Source organism: Synechococcus sp. OH2, assembly GCF_047462155.1.
In the GTDB taxonomy this organism is placed as follows: Bacteria; Cyanobacteriota; Cyanobacteriia; order Thermostichales; family Thermostichaceae; genus Thermostichus.
In genome coordinates this window covers 6381-24062 of the sequence record NZ_JANSIR010000107.1, presented here as the reverse complement: position 1 = coordinate 24062, position 17682 = coordinate 6381, and the positions used below count along the sequence as shown (strand labels likewise).

Sequence of the window (17682 nt, the reverse complement as noted above, 5' to 3'; positions counted from 1 at the left end):
GCCCAGCAGAACAAGCTGGAACAGCAGTGGCAGGCCTTCCAGGACTTCCCTCACCCCCAATCTCTCCCTCAGGGACTCCCTCACCCCCAACCCCTCTCCCTGAGGGAGAGGGGAGTTAGAGCAGCGCGTTCGCGACAGCGTTGCGTTAATGACTTATGGAAATGAAAAGGGGATCGCCTGGATCCCCTCGGTCTTCAGAAGTTCGGAGCCAATGCCGGGTTGCCTGAGACTACGGCTTCAGCTCGCTGGGGATGCGCTCCCCGAAGAGAACTGTGTAGAGAATGCGGTAGATGTCGGTGTTCAGGATCCCGGTGGTGGGCACCAGCTCTTGGGCGTTCAGGCCCGCCGCGCGGGCGATAACTCCACTGCCGGCGTCGTCTCCAGTGGCCCACGCCACCGCAAAGGGGCGGCGGTTGCCGTTCTTGTCGGGTGCTGAAACAAATGGCTTCGTACCCGTGCCCTCGACGCCATCGATGGGGGCGCCGCTTTCTTCGGGGTCAGTGGGGGGCAGCGGCTCATCGGCAGACTCCACATCCACCAACTGCATCCCGCCGGCGTTGCTGTCGCTGGTGGTGATCATGAAGGTTTTGGGATTCTTCTCGATGAAGTCGAGAATTACCCCAATGGCATCGTCAGCCCGCTTCATGGCCTCCAGGCAGCCGGAAGCATTGAGGTTGTTGCACATGTTGTCGGTGCCCTCTTCCTCAATGACGGCGAAGAAGCCCTTGGGATTGCGGGAGATCCGCTCCAGGGCAAACTGCGTCATCTCGGCAATGGTGGGCGCGCTGGCGATGTAGTTGGGCAAGTTTTCTTTGCGCAGCTCTTCTTCAGGTTTGTCGTAGAAGGTGTCCTCTACGTTGAACACCCCCAAAACCTTGGCGGCATCCGCCGGCAGCTTCAGCAGCTCATCGCGGGTGTAGACGACGGCATACCCTTTTTTCTTGGCTTCCTCGATGAGGTTGCGGCCATCCTTGCGCTTCCCTTGGCCAAAGCGCCCCTGGACACCTTCCGGCAACAGCCATTCCTCACCGGCCCCCAGGATGATGTCTACCCCCGACTCCACCACTTCCAGGGCGATCTCTTCGTAGTCGCTGCGCTTGGGAGCTTCAGCAACAAAAGCAGCCGTCCCCGGCTCGATGATGGATCCCGACTGCACCAGGGCCGTCCCCAAACCCGCCGCCACAGCATCTTCCATGATCGTGTTCAGGGTGCCGTTGGCCGAGGGATACTCCTTGCCGTCCGGATCCAAGCCAAAAGATGCGCCATGCACACGAGTGCCTGTGGCATGCGTCACCGCCCCGGCGTTGGAGGTTCCACCCAATAGGTCAAGGTGATGGCCACGATAGGTGGTGATGACAGGCAGACGATCCCAGTTCAAGAAGCCATCCGGGCCGTAGTGGAGAATGCGCGTGATGTCCCAGTGGGAGGCCGAAGTGCCATCGGGGTGGAAAAAGATCGCCCCGTTGCCGGTCGGCTTCGGCGCCGCCTGGGCCAGGCTAGAAAAAAGGGAAGAGGACAGTAGGCACAGCGTTGCGGCCAGAGCTGCCCTCAGAGAATGGTTACGCATAGTAAACCTGCCCTTGCTTGTTCAAGGCTGAACGTCAAGGAAAGTAACACAGCCTTGGATTCCTTAGCAAGGTCACAGGCAAAACCAGCGGCAGAGCCCACTTGCAACAATGGCCTACCGCTTATGTCTATACCTAGAGTTAACTATCTCTTAACCACCTCATAACGTCAAGGCTGCTCGTAGAGCTCCAGGGCCCAGCCGGCTTCAGGTCAAGCGGCTCTTTTAGAAGTAAGCGTCGAACTTTTGGCCTGCCAGGCCTGCCTAAGCTGTCGGAGTTGTCGTTGCCAACGCTGCAGTTCCCCGGCTGCCAGCGGGATCCCGCCAAAGCGCACCTCCAGGTAGCGCTGCAAGAACTGGATGGCGAGCTCGGCTTGGGGCAAGTTGGACTGGCGCAAGTGTTCTAGGCAGGCTTCTGGCCCCAGGTGGGCTGGGATCCCCACTGCCGTCGCCAGCTCCCGCAGTTGGAGGTAAAGTCTGGAGATTGCCTGGCGGCGCCGCTGCGATTTGGGCAGGGCCGTCGGGATCCAGCGCATGCCGGCAAAGGCCAGACTTGGCAGCAGGATCCCGATCATCCAGGTGGGCCATTCTGGGGGCGGCTGCCACAGGGATCCCATCACCACCCCATTGCCAAGTGTGGCCAAGAGGATCCATCCCCCATCGCGCCAGTGCAAAGCCTGGTAGCGGCGGCGGCGGCCCCAGTAGGCCGTGAAGCCAGTGATGACCATCACCCCCACCAGCGGCAGGCTGTTTTGCTGCAGGCTTTGCCCCCAGCCCACCAAGCTGCGGCGGAGGGCGGCAACGACATCCTCCTGCTTTTGGGGAGCGGTCACGCGGCTGGCCAGCTCCTGAATCTGCCGCCAGATCTGCCGCTGGGTGGATAGGTCGTACTGGATGACGTACTTAAACCAACGGAAGCGCAGGCTGTCGTAAAAATCCTGCAGGGGATCCCACCAGCTTTGCCGCTGGCTGACATTGGCCTCTGGCGGCGTGGCGTCGAAGCGGATCCATCCATAGGGGCCAAAGGGGATCTCCGTCCAAGAATGGGCATCGGCGTTGCGCACCGCCAGGTACTTTTCCTGCGCCACCCAGCGCCCGCCCAAAAAGCCATTGACCACGCGGGCCGGGATGCCAATGCTGCGGGCCAGCACCGTCAGGGCGGTGGCAAAGTATTCGCAGTGGCCGCGGCGGTGGGTAAACAAAAAGGCCTCCAAAGGCGGCTCGGCCCCGGGATCCGGCAGATCTGTGGTGTAGGCGTAGTTCTCCAGCAGGTAGTTCTGCAGAGCCGCTACCTTGCCAAAGACATCGGGGATCCCAGCCGTGATCTCCTCTGCCAAGGCGGGAATGCGCGGATCTAGATCTGCCGGCAACTGCAGGTAGGCTGCCCGCTGGATGGGGTCAAGAGCACTCAGCAGCTCCTCCTGGCTAAGCTGGCGCAGGCGGGGCTCCAGATCGCGGGGGATCCAGCTCACGGCGCGGTAGAGATAGAGCAGCCGGGGGGGCAGAGAATGGCTGACATCCCCGCTCTCGTGCAGGAGGAGGCGGCGAGTTTGCCGTTGCCATGCCTGCTGAGGGGTCATCACTCCACCCCGATCCAACCACTCCACCTCCAGCAGCGGCGCCACTCCAAAGACGGTGTTGGTGGCCAGCGGCTCTAGGTAAATCCGCTGCTCCAGGGGGAAGAACTGGAGGTCGCTGGCGGTGGGGATCAAAGGGGAAGCCGAGAGATCAAAGACCCCTGCTGCAGTGGGGAAAATCGGGATCGCGCGGTTCAGCGTCCGCGACCAAGCCCGCCCGTCGTAGCGATCAAAGCTGATCCCCCGCCAGTAGAGGGACTCCACCTGGGGCGGCACCCCCGCCGGGAACTCCACCCGCATGACAACAGTGCTGTCGGTCTTGAGGGTGCCGAACTCCCCCAGGCTGACTTCCTCGGCAAAGCCGGTGGTCATCACCGGCGAGCGGGCCTGCCGGCCTAGGAGCCCCAAGCTAAGGCGCGGAAAGAGGAAAAACAAAACCACCGCGAGAAGGGTTGCCAGCAAAGCCAGGGATCCAAGCAACCCCAGAAAGTTGAGGTCGATCCCGCGGACTTGGCTAGCCGCCTGGGGGTGCTGCTCCGCCTGCAGGCGCAGGTGATAGAGGGTGAGGTTAACCAGCCCCACCCCCACATACAGCAGGAATAAAAACCCAAAGCTGATGTCCTCGTTAAAGAGGGTGGCGATGGCCATCAAAAGCAAAGACAACACCGCCAACTGAATGTGGTCGGCTGCCCGCTCCCGCTGAAACAACTTGGCCCCCGTAAGGTAGAGCACCAGGCCTATGGCCCCATCCGAAAGCGGCAGCACGCCCGCAAGCACCAGGGCCGCCAAGCTGACCAGCACGCTCACCGTCAGGGGCATCCACAGGGGCGCATAGCGGGCAAAGCTAATGCGGGGCGGCTCCCAAAACCAACTGGCAGCCCCCGCCGCCAAGCAGACGGCGATAACCGCCGGCGACAGGGCCTGATCCCCAAGGCAGAGGGCCGTAAAGGCAATCCCCACCAGCAGGTAGATGAAGAGCTTTTGGACGGCAAGCAGTGGCCAGGTCATGGGCTAGGTTGCTTCGGTCACATCCTCCTGCACTCAAGCTGACGCAGAGAGCCTTCAGCGGGGAGCAATTGCAAGAACCCTCAGCAAGTAGACACAGAATGCCGCCCTGCGGAGGTGTAAAGGCCTAGGGCCCGCCAACGCCAACAGATTCCGGCGCCGCCGTTCTCCCTAGCCGCCTCGATTCTGCCACAGATCCCCAACCCCCTGCCCCCCTATTGCCGCCACCCCTTGCGATGGGGAGAAGACAGACTTCTGCTACAGCACTAGAATCGTTAATGTTCCTTAACTTTTGTTGTTTTTCGACTCGCCAATTTTGGGCAGAGTCTCCACCCACGCTGCGCACAGAGGGGATGAGATGTCCGGCCAAAACGAAATCCATGTGGTGGGGGCACGGCAGCACAACCTCAAAAACCTCGAGCTGCGGATCCCGCGCAATCGCCTGGTGGTGTTTACCGGCGTCTCCGGGTCTGGAAAATCTTCTCTGGCCTTCGACACCATCTTTGCCGAGGGGCAGCGGCGCTACGTGGAGTCCCTTAGCGCCTATGCGCGGCAATTTCTGGGGCAACTGGACAAACCGGATGTAGACCGCATCGAGGGCTTGAGCCCAGCCATTGCCATCGACCAAAAGTCCACCAGCCACAACCCCCGCTCCACGGTTGGCACCGTTACCGAAATCTACGACTACCTGCGGCTGCTGTATGGGCGGGCCGGGATCCCCCACTGCCCCCATTGTGACCGGGTGATTGCCCCCCAGACGGTGGATCAAATGGTGGACCAGATCCTGGCCCTGCCGGAGCGGACGCGCTTTCAGTTGCTTGCGCCCGTGGTGAGGGGAAAAAAGGGCACCCACGCAGCGCTCTTGCAAAGCCTGCGCCAGCAGGGGTTTGTGCGGGTGCGCATCGACGGCCAGGTGCGGGATCTCAGCGAGGAAATTGAGTTGGCCAAAAACAAGGCCCACACCATTGAGGTGGTGGTGGATCGGCTGGTTAAGGGCCCCAACATCGCAGAGCGGCTGGCCGATTCCCTGACCACCTGTCTGCGCCAGTCGGGGGGACTGGCGGTGGTGGAGCTCTTGCCCCGCGAAGACGAACGGGAACACCTGCTGCAAAAAGTAGCCGAGGTGGCGGGGCAGTACCTCAACGGCAAGCCAACGGAGCTGATCTTTTCGGAACAATTTGCCTGCCCCGAACACGGCTCCGTGCTGGGCGAGCTGTCGCCGCGGCTATTTTCCTTTAACTCCCCCATCGGCGCCTGTCCCGTCTGTCACGGCCTGGGCTTTGAACCCATCTTCGACCCCGACCGGATCGTGCCGGACCCCAAGCTCCCCCTCTATGCGGCCATTGCTCCCTGGGCGGAGCGGGAGAACCCCTACTATCTGGCGCTGCTGGCGGGGGCTGCTAAGGCCTTTGGCTTTGAGCTCAGCAGCCGCTGGTGCGACCTTACCCCCGAGCAGCAGCAGCTCCTCCTCTACGGCAGCGACCAGGAGATCTACGTTGAGGCGGAATCCCCCCAGGGGAGCCGGGGCTACTACCGCCGCTTTGAAGGGGTGATCCCGCAGTTGCAGCGGCACTACCAAGAAACCACCTCCGAAACCTACCGGCAAAAGCTGGAGACCTACCTCACCTACCGCCCCTGCGCTGCCTGTGGCGGATCCCGGCTGCGGCCAGAGGCCCTGGCCGTGCGCGTCGGTGGCTACCGCATCACGGATCTCACCGAGATCTCCATCCGCGACTGCCTGCAGCGCCTGGAGCAGCTCCAGCTCACCCCCCGCCAAGCGCAGATTGCCGAGCTGGTGCTGCGGGAGATCAAAACCCGCCTGCAGTTTTTAATTGACGTGGGCCTTGACTACCTCACCCTGGCCCGACCGGCCATGACCCTTTCGGGGGGCGAGGCGCAGCGGATCCGGCTGGCCAGCCAGATTGGCTCCGGCCTGACGGGGGTGCTCTACGTGCTGGACGAACCCTCCATTGGCCTGCACCAGCGGGATAACCAACGCCTCTTGCAAACCCTATTCCGCCTACGGGATCTGGGCAACACCTTAATTGTGGTGGAACACGATGAAGAGACCATTCGCGCCGCCGACCACATCGTGGACATTGGCCCTGGCGCTGGCATCCACGGCGGAGAAGTGGTGGCCCAAGGATCTCTAGCCGACGTCCTAGCCTGCGAGCGCTCCCTCACCGGCGCCTATCTGGCGGGGCGGCGGCGGATCCCAACCCCAGCTCAGCGGCGACCTGGCAAAGCCGTCTCCCTCAAGCTCACCGATGCCCACAAAAACAACCTCAAGCACATCGATGTGGAGATCCCCCTGGGCAAGCTGGTCTGCGTCACCGGCGTCTCCGGCTCCGGCAAGTCCACCCTGGTCAACGAGTTGCTCTACCCTGCCCTGCAACACTACCTCGGCCAGAAGGTGCCTAAGCCAACGGAAATGGGGGAGCTACACGGCATCGAACACATCGACAAGGTCATTGTCATCGACCAATCCCCCATTGGCCGCACCCCCCGCTCCAACCCCGCCACCTACACGGGCCTCTTTGATCCCATCCGCCAGGCCTTTGCCCAGACTCTAGAGGCCAAGGCCAGGGGCTATCACTCTGGCCACTTTTCCTTCAACGTCAAGGGGGGGCGCTGTGAAGCCTGCAAAGGGCAGGGGGTGAACGTGATTGAAATGAACTTCCTGCCGGATGTGTATGTTACCTGCGAAGTGTGTGGGGGCAGCCGCTACAGCCGCGAGACCCTCCAGGTCAGGTACAAGGGCAAAAACATCGCCGAAGTCCTAGACATGACGGTGGGGGAGGCGCTGGAGTTTTTTGCCGCCCTACCCCCTGCCGCCAAGATTCTACAGACCTTGGCCGATGTGGGCCTTGATTACATCAAGCTGGGGCAGCCCGCTCCGACGCTTTCCGGGGGGGAAGCGCAGCGGGTGAAGCTGGCGGCAGAACTGGCCCGCCGCTCCACCGGCAAAACCCTCTACCTGCTCGATGAACCCTCCACCGGCCTGTCCTTCTACGACGTTCACAAGCTCTTGAATGTTCTGCAGCGGTTGGTGGATGCGGGCAACACCGTGCTGGTGATCGAGCACAACCTGGACATCCTCCGCTGTGCCGACTGGATTATTGACCTGGGGCCGGAAGGGGGCGACCAGGGCGGCCAGATTGTTGCCGTCGGCACCCCTGAGGAAGTGGCCGAGCAGCCCGGATCCCACACGGGGCGCTACCTAAAGCAGGCTTTGCAACAACATCCCCCCGGTCAGTAAGAAAGGGAGCGGATGCATGCCTAGTTGTTTGCACTATTTGCCCGCCAAACTAAGGAAAAAGCTCTGCAATGACTTCGTTGGAAAACAGCCAGCCCTCGGGCGGGATCAGTCGCAGTCGCCCTCCTTCGCAACTGGCCCAACCTTTTTCAAAATAGGGATCTAGACGCCGCAAAGCCTGCTCCACCCTCGCAGGGCCAAAGCGCTGCCGTAAAGTTGCCAAATCCAGCCCTTCCTGCAAACGCAGCCCCAACATCACCGTGTCCATCCAGATTTCTTCTGCAGAGGCCGGTGGCGGGAGAGGGTGAACTTGGGCTTTGACCTGTTCAAAATACTTATGGAGAGTTTTCGGCTGTTGAATGCGCCGCCCCCCTTCGTAGCCGACCGATCCCATGCCAAAGCCAAAGTAGGGGCGATTTTCCCAGTACACCCGGTTGTGGCGACAGGCATACCCAGGGCGGGCAAAATTGGAGATCTCGTAGTGGATGTAGCCGGCTTGGGTGAGCAGCTCCCGCGCCATCAAGTACATTGCAACTGTGATTTCCTCAGGGGGCAAAGGGGTATCCCCCGGTCGGTACATCCGACCAAAGCGGGTTCCCGGCTCAATGGTTAAATCATAGATGGAGACATGGGTAGGCTTGATCTCAAGAACAGCCTGCAGCGATTGCTGCCAGTGCGCCAACGTCTGGTAGGGCAGTCCAAAGATCAAGTCCAGGTTGAAATTCGCAAAGCCCACTGCCTGCAAGTCGGCCACAGCTTCGTAAACTTCTTCCACTCCATGCAGGCGACCGCAGGCGGCCAGCAGCTCCGCTTGAAAGGCCTGTACCCCCAGGCTAATGCGGCTAACCCCCAGATCCCGGTAGCCCGCCAACTGCTCCCGCGTCAGGGTGCCGGGGTTGGCCTCGAGCGAAATCTCGCAGTCAGGATGTAAGGGGATCCTCTCCCTGAGTTGAACCAAGATCCGGCCCAATTGCTCCACCGTCAGCAGGGAAGGGGTGCCGCCGCCAAAGAAAATGCTGGTCAAGGGTTCGGGATCCCCGGCCAAATGGCGGTAGCGGTAGGCCCCCCCGATCTCTTGGCAGAGCACCTGCACATAGGTTTCTATTAGCTCGCGCGTGCCTAGGCCGGTGGCAAAATCGCAGTAATGGCAGCGCTGCCGGCAGAAGGGGATGTGCAGATAGGCGGCCTCTGGCCAGCCAAGCTGAGTGGAGAGGGCAAAGTCTTCTGCGGAGGCTGCAACCACCATAGCTCCCTACCTTGCTAAAACCACTATACTGGTAGGCTTCTAAGGGATCCCATGAACGCTGTGCGCCTGGCGGTGATTGACTACGAGGCCGGCAACCTGCATTCGGCTTGCAAAGGGCTAGAGCGGGCTGGAGCCGAGGTGCAACTGGTAACAGGGCCGGCTGGGCTAGCGGCTTTTGATGGCCTCGTCCTGCCGGGAGATGGGGCCTTTGACCCAGCCATGCAGCAGTTGCGGGCGCGGGGCTTTGTGGAGGCTCTCCAAGAAGCAATCGAGCGGCAGCAGCCCTTTCTGGGCATCTGCCTTGGGCTGCAGGTTTTGTTTGAGGGGAGCGAAGAGGGGGTGGAGCCAGGGCTGGGCCTTGTACCCGGACAAGTGCGACGCTTTCAACCGGAGCCAGGCCTGCGCATCCCCCACATGGGCTGGAACCAGTTGCACCTCACCCAGCCCCTGTCTCCTCTTTGGGCAGGGATCCCTGACCAAAGCTGGGTTTACTTTGTCCACTCCTATCATGCCGTGCCCGAGGATCCCAGCTGGGTGGCCGCCACTACCCAACACGGCAGCCAAACCTGTGTGGCCGCCCTTGCCCGCGGCGCCTTGTTTGCCACCCAATTTCACCCCGAAAAGTCTGGCCCTGTAGGCTTGAAGATATTGCAAAACTTTGTCGAGTTTGTTGCCCGTCGCTTGCCTGCTGCCCGAGCTTAGCGTTCCATGAACTACTGGTTGATGAAATCGGAGCCCAGCGTCTACAGCATCTGGGATCTGCAGCGGGAGGGCCAAACCCTCTGGGACGGCGTGCGCAACTCCCAAGCCCGCAACTACCTAAAAGCCATGCAGGTGGGGGATCGCGCCTTTTTCTACCACTCCAATGCTAACCCTCCCGGTATTGCCGGCCTGATGGAGATCCGAGAAACCCAGGTGGTGGATCCCAGCCAATTTGATCCCACCAGCCCCTACTACGATCCCAAGTCAACTCCTGCAGCGCCCCGCTGGCACACGGTGCGGGTGGAATTCGTCGCCGCCTTTGAGCGCTTGATCCCTTTGGCCGAGTTGCGGGCCACTTTTACCCCTGCAGAGTTGGAGGTGGTGCGGCGAGGTACGCGCCTATCGGTGATGCCCGTTTCCCAAGCTGTTGCAGAGCGGCTGCTGGCCTTGGCGACCTCTTCTCCCTAGCTCTACCAGCTTGGAGCAAGCTAGCCGGGACTCCCTACCTCTGGCAGAGGGATCCTTGCCAAAACCTTCAAAAGCCAAAGGCTGAGAGGCCCCAGCGCTGCAAGCTCTCGAAAGCGGCGTAGGCCGTTAAATCCGGCTGCAAGGGCGTAATCGACACATAGCCTTCGGCAACCGCCCGCACATCGGAGCAGGGATCCACCTCCTCTTCCACCACCTCTCCTGCCAGCCAGTAGTAGGCCTTGCCACGGGGATCTACCCGTTTCTCGTAGAGATCCGTGTACTTGCGCCAGGCTAGGCGGGCCAAGACCATGCCGCGTATTTCAGCCAGCTCTAGCGGGGGCACGTTGACGTTCAACAGCATCGGCTTCTCTAAAGGCTTCAGGCTCAGCTTCTCCAGCAGCATCAGCACCACCTGGGCCGCCGGCTGAAAATCCTGGTGGGTAAAGCTGGCCAGGCTCACCGCTAGGCTGGGGATCCCTTCCAATAGCCCTTCCATGGCCGCTGAGACGGTGCCGGAGTAGAGTACATCGGTGCCCAAATTGGCTCCCTGATTGATGCCGGAAATCACCCAATCGGGGGGGCGGTCTAGTAGCCCATCCAAACCCAGCTTGACACAGTCCGAAGGCGTGCCGGAACAGGCCCAGGCTTGCACCTCTGGCGGAAACCCCTCCCGCACCGGATCCACCCGCAGCGGTTTGTGCAGCGTCAAGGCGTGGCCAGTGGCCGAGCGCTCCCGATCCGGGCAGACTACCGTCACCTGGTGCCCGCCTATCTGAGCCAGCGCTGCCGCTAAACACCGCACTCCCGCCGCTTGGATGCCGTCATCGTTGCTCACGAGAATTTTCATCGGTGCCCCTCCTCACCGCCTCCAAGCAACCCGGCTGCCCTCATCATGCTATCTGCTGCCAAGCCTACAGCCGGCCAGGAGCCAGGAAAAAACGAAGAGTGCGGCTTCCGCATGTTATTATTGAGCGTAGCCCTGTGAACAACATCCGTATAACCACGGTGTTGTTCTATGAATCTTAAGTGTCATTATGAAGCTAAGGTAAAGCCACTGCCGAAGTTCCCTTCCTCCTGGTTTATCCTTCCGCTAGGGTCTGGCCTTTTCTTTCAAACTCTTTTGATGGCTCGATGGAGCGGAAGAGGCGGCAAAGTTCATCTAGTTACTCAATTGACAGGAAGCCTATCCCATGTCCCTAGTTTCCATCACATCGGCAGCGGAGGCTCAGGAATGGCGGGAACTCTGCCAGTGGGCCGAAGAGCACTACCGCTGTCGCACTTTTCCCAAGGACGTGCGCATCCCCACCCGTCCGGGCCTGGTCTACATCCCCCAAGAAGGCGTGGTGCGCCTAGTTAGCCAAACGCCGGAGCGGCGGGAGGTTTTTGTCGGGGTTATCACACCCCGCGTGCCCTTTGAGCTGAGCAACCCGGAGCGCTTTGAGCTAAAAGCTTGCACCCATGTCGATCGCACCACCGTAATGTGGTTTTACTGGCAGGATCTGGAGCAGTGGCCCTATCTGCACCAGAAAGTTCAAGAAAGCTTCCGTCAGCAACTGCAACGCAAGTTGCTTTGGTTAGGCAACTTGGGCCAACGGCGTGCCATTGACCGCCTGAAGGGCTTCCTAACGCTGTTGATTGAAGAGTACGGGCAGCCCTGTGAACAGGGGATGTACCTCCCTTGGACACTCACCCACGCCCAGATTGGGGACGCCATTGGGGCTACGCGCGTAACGGTTACTCGCCTGCTGGGATCCCTGCGCTCGAAAGGGTTTGTGCAGGTGCTGGATCAAAACTTAATTTGCCTTCCCAACGGGGTGAAGCTGCAGTCCGTGCCAAAAAAGGCGGCTAGCGCCTAAGCTATGGGTCTGCAGCTCTACTACCGTGCGTGGGGAGAAGGGATCCCTTCCCTGCCCATCCTGCTGCTCCACGGCCATCCGGGCAATGCTGACTGCATGGAAGTTTTTGCTGGGGCGGTGGCGGGGATGCACCCCTGTGTGGCGCCGGATCTGCGTGGCTATGGGCGTTCGCAGGTACGGGATCCCTTTGAGATGGCAACTCACCTAGAGGACTTGCAGGAGCTGCTGGATTGCCTGGGCTGGCAGGAGTGTCTGGTGTTGGGCTGGTCGTTGGGTGGGATCCTGGCCCTGGAGTTGGCCTTGCGCCTGCCGCAGCGGGTCAAGGGCTTGGTTTTGGTAGCCAGCGCCGCCTGTCCTCGTAGCAACCATCCCCCCATCACCGTTTGGGATCAGCTTAACACCGGCATTGCTTCGCTGCTCAACTGGCTTTGGCCCGGCTGGAGTTGGAACATCAACACCTTTGGCCGCCGCTCTCTCTACCGCTACCTCATCCAGCAACACACCCCAACCGCCTATCGCTACTTGGCCCAGGTGGCTTTGCCTGCCTATCTGCACACCTCTCCCCAAGCCCGCCGCGCTTTGCGCACCGCCCTGCAACAGGGCTACAACCGCGAGAGGGAACTGCAGCAGCTGCGCCTACCCGTGTTGCTCCTGGCCGGCGAGCGGGATCGCCACATCACCGCCGCTAGCAGCCTGGCCACCGCCCGCCTTCTACCCCAGTGCACCTGCATTGTCTATCCCGATGTGGCCCACCTCTTCCCGTGGGAGATCCCTGAACAGGTAGGACGGGATCTGCGTCGCTGGCTTAGCGCTCAGGACTGGGACAAAGGGAGCTCTTCTAACCCACCCTCAGCGGAAGGAGCCGCAGCCTGAACCTGGACCAACTTGCGCAGCCGGGCAAAGGCCTCTTCCTCCAGCCGGATCTGCTGCTGCTGTTCTTCCGGGGTGCGCAGGCGTTTCCCCAGCGGCTGTTGCAGCGTGCCCAAAAGTAAGGGCTCGGAGACGCCCGGCTCAGGATGGATGACGGTGCGGGCCTGCAGGGTAAATCCCGGCGAGCCGGTGGAGAAGCGACCGGAGGACGCCAAATCGCTGGCCGCCTGCTTCAGCGTGAGGATCAGATGCTCTGGGGTAATGTCCGGGCTGACGGCGATGACCGCCCGCTCTGCCCCTTGGTCATAGACCGTGGTGTAGGGGGCAGCGCCGGGAATGCGGGAGCGAAAGATCGGCCCCAAACTGAGGGCAAAACAGCCCGCCGTCAAAACCAGCGTAAAGGCCGTGTAGCCCACCAGCGAAAACTTCCAAGGCCAGTTGCGGAGCCAGGCCAGCAGGGTAAGCAGAGCCAGCAGACCCGCCACCCCCAGCCCCACCTGGGTGGCAGAGGCGAAGAAAGATTGCAAGGATCCATCCATCATTTACAGGGAGAAGGAGTTCGGACTCAGCAGTCTCATCTTAAGCAATCTGGCAATCCTCTCAACTGCTTGCTGGCTCTAGCCGGGAGGAGATAGGCTTGCGACTCCATCTGCCAAACCAGCTCTCGCTGATCCCAGAAGTGCCGGCAGCTCTGTGCCTTTTAGAACTGTTTTTTATGCTACTGAATGAGCATTGCTGGCAAGAAGAACGCTGAAAACAATGCGAAGGAAACGAACGACGGTATCAGCAAGATGGATATAATGCCAGCGAAGCGGCTTGAGAACTGTTGGCATGTCATCTTCAACCCTATCTGATGGAGCGCATCACCGGCTTGATTCTATGGATCCCTCGGTAGCTTTGCAGACCGCGAGAGACTCACTATTTGACCTCGGCAACCTCACCGCTGGGATCGTTAACGAATACCACGACGTAGTCAGCAACTCCGTGCTGCTGGAGAAGCTGGAGGACTTTCGGGTTGTCTACGAAGAGGCCGTTGCCCGCCTACGGAAGCCCTCCTTCCGGATTGCCACCATTGGCACCACCTCTTCAGGTAAGTCCACCATTGTCAACGCTCTCATTGGTCGGAAAATCGCGCCTATCGAGGCGCAGGAGATGAGCGCCGGGATCCTGCGGATTAGGCACGGCGAGCGGAGCAAGTTAGTTATCCACAATACAGAAGGAGCCACCTGGGAATGCGGCACGTGGGAAGACCTGAGGGACGAAGAGATCTACAGCAGGCTCAAGCTGACAATGGAGGCCTACCACCAAGAGCGGCGAAAGAAGAGGAAGAAGGAGGATGAAGCCGACGTGGGCATCCCTCAGATAGACGTTGAGTGTCCGCTCCTTCCTGTCAGGGCTTCTTCTCTGTTAAACCTGCCTGAGGGCTTACAGGTTGAGATTTATGACTTGCCTGGCCTGAACTCAATCCAAGATAGAACAAGCCTCAGGATCATCCAAGAGCATGTCAGCAAGTGTTTTAGCCTTGTTGCACTGGATTACTCTCAGACAGATTGGCAAAGACGAGAAGCCCTCTTGAGAGAGCTAAAAGATGTTGTGGAGTTTCTCCGAGGTCAAACTAGCTTGATGATTTTCTTGCTCAATAGGGTTGACATGCGAAATCAAACCGACAACCCTCTAGAGCAAAAGGTCGAGGAGCTGAGAGAGGAAATTAAGGAGATTCTGGATCTTCCAGAGCTGCCTTTTATCATTCCGCTCTCTGCTAAGGCGCTCTTCTATGCCCAATGTGCCTGGGGAGCCAACTCTTCCGAAGGATCGGATGTGGATCCCAGTACTAGACAATGGATGCTCAGCGCTCTTTTTGAAGACTGTGCTAATCTCATCAAGGCTTCTACAAGAGGTGATAGGGAGCTGAAGTCTTGGATAGCAGACCTTGAAAACAAAGTCGAGGAAGGGCAGGCAATATCTGACAATGACACTAGGCTCTTGCTTGGCTACATCCGAGAGTGGAGCGGCGGCAACTTGCTATGGAGGGCATTGCGAGAAAGGATTCAAGCAGACACTGCAAGAGTTGTTATTCTCCCGGCAGTGCTACAAGTGATCAACTCAGCTAGAGAGATTAGCAGTGCCCTAGATGTCATAATCAATACAAGACGAATTCAGACGCTAGAGGAAGTAGATAGGCAAAGAAAATATATTCAAGAGAGACAAGAGCAATGCAAGGAAGCAATCAATCAAGTTGCCCAATCGTTTATCGCTGACATTACAGACTTACTCAACCAAGTTGCCAGTGCTAGTGGCACTCCTGAGTCCCTATCAAAGATTGAGGAGGAAGCCAGAAAGAAGGGCTGGCAGGGGTTTCCCGATTTTATTGACTTTGTGGACGAGCAAGTTAAAGATTTGATTAATAAAATCATTGCTCCAGTTCGAGATGCACTCAAGCAAGAAATTGGTGTTTATCCGCTAGAAGATTCTCTGAAAGAAGTGATCCCTGCTCACATTGCCAACCTCGTTGCTAGATCTTGCGACATGACACTCAGAACGTTGAGGGATTGTGAGTGTCAGGGAGACAGCCTGATTCTGAGAGTACCTGTTGAGGAGAAAACCAAGAAGCCTCATGAGAAGATAGAAAGAGCTGAGCGCGCTGTTTTAGCTCTCTACCAATCGGTTAGGGACGCTCTCGAACATAGGGCCGAGTTTCTGTTACAGGCGAAGGCTCAAACTTTTGAGAGATTTGCGAACTCATTGATCTCTCAGCTTATTGCAAACCTTATTGGAGCCGTTGAAGAAATCCTCACAGTCTCTGAGGAAGATAAGCTAGGGATCCAGGAATTGATTCAAACTGGCGTTAAGCTGAGAAGCGAGCCCTTGCGCCTTACGCAAGATGTCTTTCTCTTTAATAAAAGAGCAAAGATAGAGACTACAAAGAAGGACAAAACTACAATAGTCGAGGAGCCTAGTTCTTGCTTTGGAGGCAAGAAGTACAAGATAGCTAAAGTTGGGACGGAGTTCTATCAACAGCTAATTGTACCCAGCTTCGATAAGATGGCTGAGGAGTGGTCAAGCGGAGCAGATGCTGGTAAGCGAAAATTGTGGCAAGTTCTGAAAGAATGGATCATAGGTTACATGGAGGAACTAAGAGAGGCTACTCAAAAATTGGTTAGAAAAGCACTTGACCTTTCTATGAGTGAGCTAGATGAGCAAAGAAGGCGGATTGAAGAGAACTTTAACCAAGCAGTAGCTATAGCCGAAGATCTGGAGAATAGGAAGAATGCAATTGAAAGTTTTGTTCAATCTTTGTCTTGCTTAGGGAGTGGGAATGATGAGTGAAAATAACAAAGAGCAGGGAGAGCTTCTTGCTAAATTAGCTGCTGTAGGACTTGGAGCTATCGTTGGTGGTGCTATTGGAGGACCAATAGGGGCTGCTGTTGGAGCAGCTGCTGGACTTGGGCTTGCAGAACTTAGGCTTGCAGAAAATTTGCCCAAACCCGAGCCCCCCGAACCCCCAACCAGGCTCCCCAGTTTGGTTGTGCTAGCCTCGAGGGCTAGCCAGTTTCGCGAATACTTTTCTCACCTTTCTCCCGGACAAAAAATAACAGAGAAGAATGCGTGTGAGCTTCTGTATAAAAGCTCAAAGTATATCTGGAGAGGCACACAGAAAGAGTTTGAGGCTCTGAAAGAGGAAGTCGAGAAGTTTCCGGCTGAAAATCTCAATGATGAAAGTGCTTTTTATCTAGTGGCCCTCGAGACTGACGAGGAGCTTCCTGGACTTCGCAAAGATGCGAGTCCTCTTAAGCGAAGAGATGCGTTTCTGGCTCTATGCAGTAAAGCAAAGATTGTCTGGATTTCCCCCCCATTACATTTAAACTCCTTTGCCAACAAGGGTTTCTACCTTGTGTAACCGGAACTTTGGGAGCGTAAGTCATGCTCATTCCAACTCTCCTTTTTGCTTCTCCTTCGATTGTCAGTGGGCTTTTGGATGGATCCCTGGTTCGCTACGGTGGCGTTGTTCGAGAAGCTGCCACGGGTCGCATCGTCAAGCATTTGGCCGAAGCTCCTGGCCTGACCAGCTTGCTGATGAATGCGCCGGTATCTCCTGAATCCGTGATTAATGCCCTTGGTCACCAAGCCACTCATCGAAAGCTTGAGGTTTTGCAGCAGACTGCCACCAAGATTTTGGGGCTTTCTCAGGTAGCTGCTGGCGCTAGCGTTTTAAACCTGGGGGTTAGCGCTATTGGCTTTACCTACATGCATTTCCGCCTGAATCAGTTGCAAGACTCTATTGCCCGCCTAGAGAAGATTGTTAGGGAAGGGCTCCAAGACATTCAGCAAAAGCTAGATGCACTTTCTGGCCAACTGGCCTATTTGCAAGCTTTGGCCGTTCAGAGTAGAGCCGAAATTCTGTTGGCTATCTCCAATTTGCATCGTGCTCTTTTCATTCAAAGTCTTGCTAAGCTGCAGGCAGAGCTGGTTAGTTTGCACCGATTCCCGGAGGCTTCTCCTCGCGATGCCCTTAAGGCGCTGGCGGAAGCCCGCATCTTTTTCTCCGACCAAGCCCATCAGATCCCTGTTGAGCGCCAGGCCCACTGCCTACTGCTTGGCGATATTGCCCTCAAGGGTTGGGCAGTTTCCCTAGCGGCGGAATCCCAGCTTCTGCTTAAGCATGGGTACCTGCAAGATGCCGTCGATGCCCTCGACTTTGAGGTTCCTCGTTTCCGGGAACTAAGCGAAAGGTGGTGTGCAGCTCTCTTGCCAGCGGATCGACCTCAGCTCCGGACCGCCTATACGTACACAGCTCCCGGCTTTGCTGGCCACATCTCTAGCGAACGCATCCAGCGCATTGCTCGTCTTTCCCCACTTGATCGAGCGCTTACACCGGAGCAGCGCTTCCTTAGGGAAAAGAATCTTTCTGTCGAGTTCCAGATGACCTACTTCCAAGAGCTGGACAAGTCTTGGTACCTTTCCCAAGCGGCTTTAGCCGAATACCTAGACACCCTCAGCGAGCTCGCGGAGCGCCTTGAAAGTCTCCAGTCTTTTGCTCACCTCTCTCGGGAGCTTAACCAAGCGGATCCCTACCAATTGATCCCATCTGAACCCCAAAGTCTTTATCTACTATCTGCTGGGTAATACAGCCTGTTAAA

At 58.1% G+C, this 17682-nt stretch carries 13 protein-coding genes; 8 read left to right on the top strand and 5 right to left on the bottom strand.

All coding sequences use genetic code 11. The annotated features are described in order from the left end of the window. Positions 1 to 229: 229 nt before the first annotated feature. Positions 230 to 1567 (bottom strand): alkaline phosphatase, encoded by a 1338-nt coding sequence (locus NW835_RS10830; protein ID WP_414376680.1) that lies wholly within the window; start codon positions 1565 to 1567, stop codon positions 230 to 232. Positions 1568 to 1776: 209 nt separating this feature from the next. Further along, positions 1777 to 4149, bottom strand: a complete 2373-nt coding sequence (locus NW835_RS10825) for a DUF3488 and DUF4129 domain-containing transglutaminase family protein (RefSeq protein ID WP_414415289.1) — start codon at positions 4147 to 4149, stop codon at positions 1777 to 1779. Positions 4150 to 4504: 355 nt separating this feature from the next. Between NW835_RS10825 and uvrA the strand changes: the two genes are divergently transcribed. Beyond that, entirely contained in the window at positions 4505 to 7405 is a 2901-nt protein-coding gene (gene uvrA / locus NW835_RS10820) for an excinuclease ABC subunit UvrA (RefSeq protein WP_414415288.1), read from the top strand. A 49-nt stretch (positions 7406 to 7454) separates the two neighbouring features. Here uvrA and hemW read toward each other — a convergent pair whose 3' ends face one another. Continuing rightward, positions 7455 to 8648: a radical SAM family heme chaperone HemW gene (hemW, locus tag NW835_RS10815; RefSeq protein WP_414415287.1), complete on the bottom strand. Its 1194-nt coding sequence runs from the start codon at positions 8646 to 8648 to the stop codon at positions 7455 to 7457. 51 nt (positions 8649 to 8699) lie between these two features. Between hemW and hisH the strand changes: the two genes are divergently transcribed. Both hisH and NW835_RS10805 read left to right on the top strand, forming a co-directional pair. After that, positions 8700 to 9350 (top strand): imidazole glycerol phosphate synthase subunit HisH, encoded by a 651-nt coding sequence (gene hisH / locus NW835_RS10810; RefSeq protein ID WP_414385022.1) that lies wholly within the window; start codon positions 8700 to 8702, stop codon positions 9348 to 9350. Positions 9351 to 9356: 6 nt separating this feature from the next. Next, positions 9357 to 9818, top strand: a complete 462-nt coding sequence (locus NW835_RS10805) for an EVE domain-containing protein (protein ID WP_414415286.1) — start codon at positions 9357 to 9359, stop codon at positions 9816 to 9818. Positions 9819 to 9885: 67 nt separating this feature from the next. Here NW835_RS10805 and surE read toward each other — a convergent pair whose 3' ends face one another. Then, complete coding sequence (gene surE, locus NW835_RS10800) at positions 9886 to 10665, bottom strand: 5'/3'-nucleotidase SurE (protein ID WP_414415285.1); 780 nt, start codon at positions 10663 to 10665, stop codon at positions 9886 to 9888. A 343-nt stretch (positions 10666 to 11008) separates the two neighbouring features. On the opposite strand from surE, the gene NW835_RS10795 reads away from it, so the two are divergent. Together NW835_RS10795 and NW835_RS10790 are read left to right on the top strand one after the other, a co-directional pair. Beyond that, positions 11009 to 11674, top strand: a complete 666-nt coding sequence (locus NW835_RS10795; RefSeq protein WP_414415284.1) for a Crp/Fnr family transcriptional regulator — start codon at positions 11009 to 11011, stop codon at positions 11672 to 11674. A gap of 3 nt (positions 11675 to 11677) precedes the next feature. Then, positions 11678 to 12547 carry an alpha/beta fold hydrolase gene (locus NW835_RS10790; RefSeq protein ID WP_414415283.1) on the top strand — a complete coding sequence of 290 codons (870 nt, stop codon included), beginning with the start codon at positions 11678 to 11680 and terminating at the stop codon, positions 12545 to 12547. Here the strand turns inward: NW835_RS10790 and NW835_RS10785 are convergent. After that, positions 12487 to 13071: a DUF2518 family protein gene (locus NW835_RS10785; RefSeq protein ID WP_414415282.1), complete on the bottom strand. Its 585-nt coding sequence runs from the start codon at positions 13069 to 13071 to the stop codon at positions 12487 to 12489. The two genes, NW835_RS10790 and NW835_RS10785, sit on opposite strands and share 61 nt — an antisense overlap. A 304-nt stretch (positions 13072 to 13375) precedes the next feature. Between NW835_RS10785 and NW835_RS10780 the strand changes: the two genes are divergently transcribed. From NW835_RS10780 to NW835_RS10770, 3 genes are read left to right on the top strand one after another with little or no spacing between them, the layout of a single operon-like run. After that, entirely contained in the window at positions 13376 to 15871 is a 2496-nt protein-coding gene (locus tag NW835_RS10780) for a dynamin family protein (RefSeq protein WP_414415281.1), read from the top strand. Next, a complete protein-coding gene (locus tag NW835_RS10775) occupies positions 15861 to 16442 on the top strand; it encodes a hypothetical protein (protein WP_414415280.1) in 582 nt (193 codons plus the stop codon). The genes NW835_RS10780 and NW835_RS10775 overlap by 11 nt, the downstream gene beginning before the upstream one ends. Positions 16443 to 16465: 23 nt before the next feature. Continuing rightward, positions 16466 to 17668, top strand: coding sequence for a hypothetical protein (locus NW835_RS10770; protein WP_414366852.1), 1203 nt, complete (start codon positions 16466 to 16468; stop codon positions 17666 to 17668). Positions 17669 to 17682: the final 14 nt, after the last annotated feature.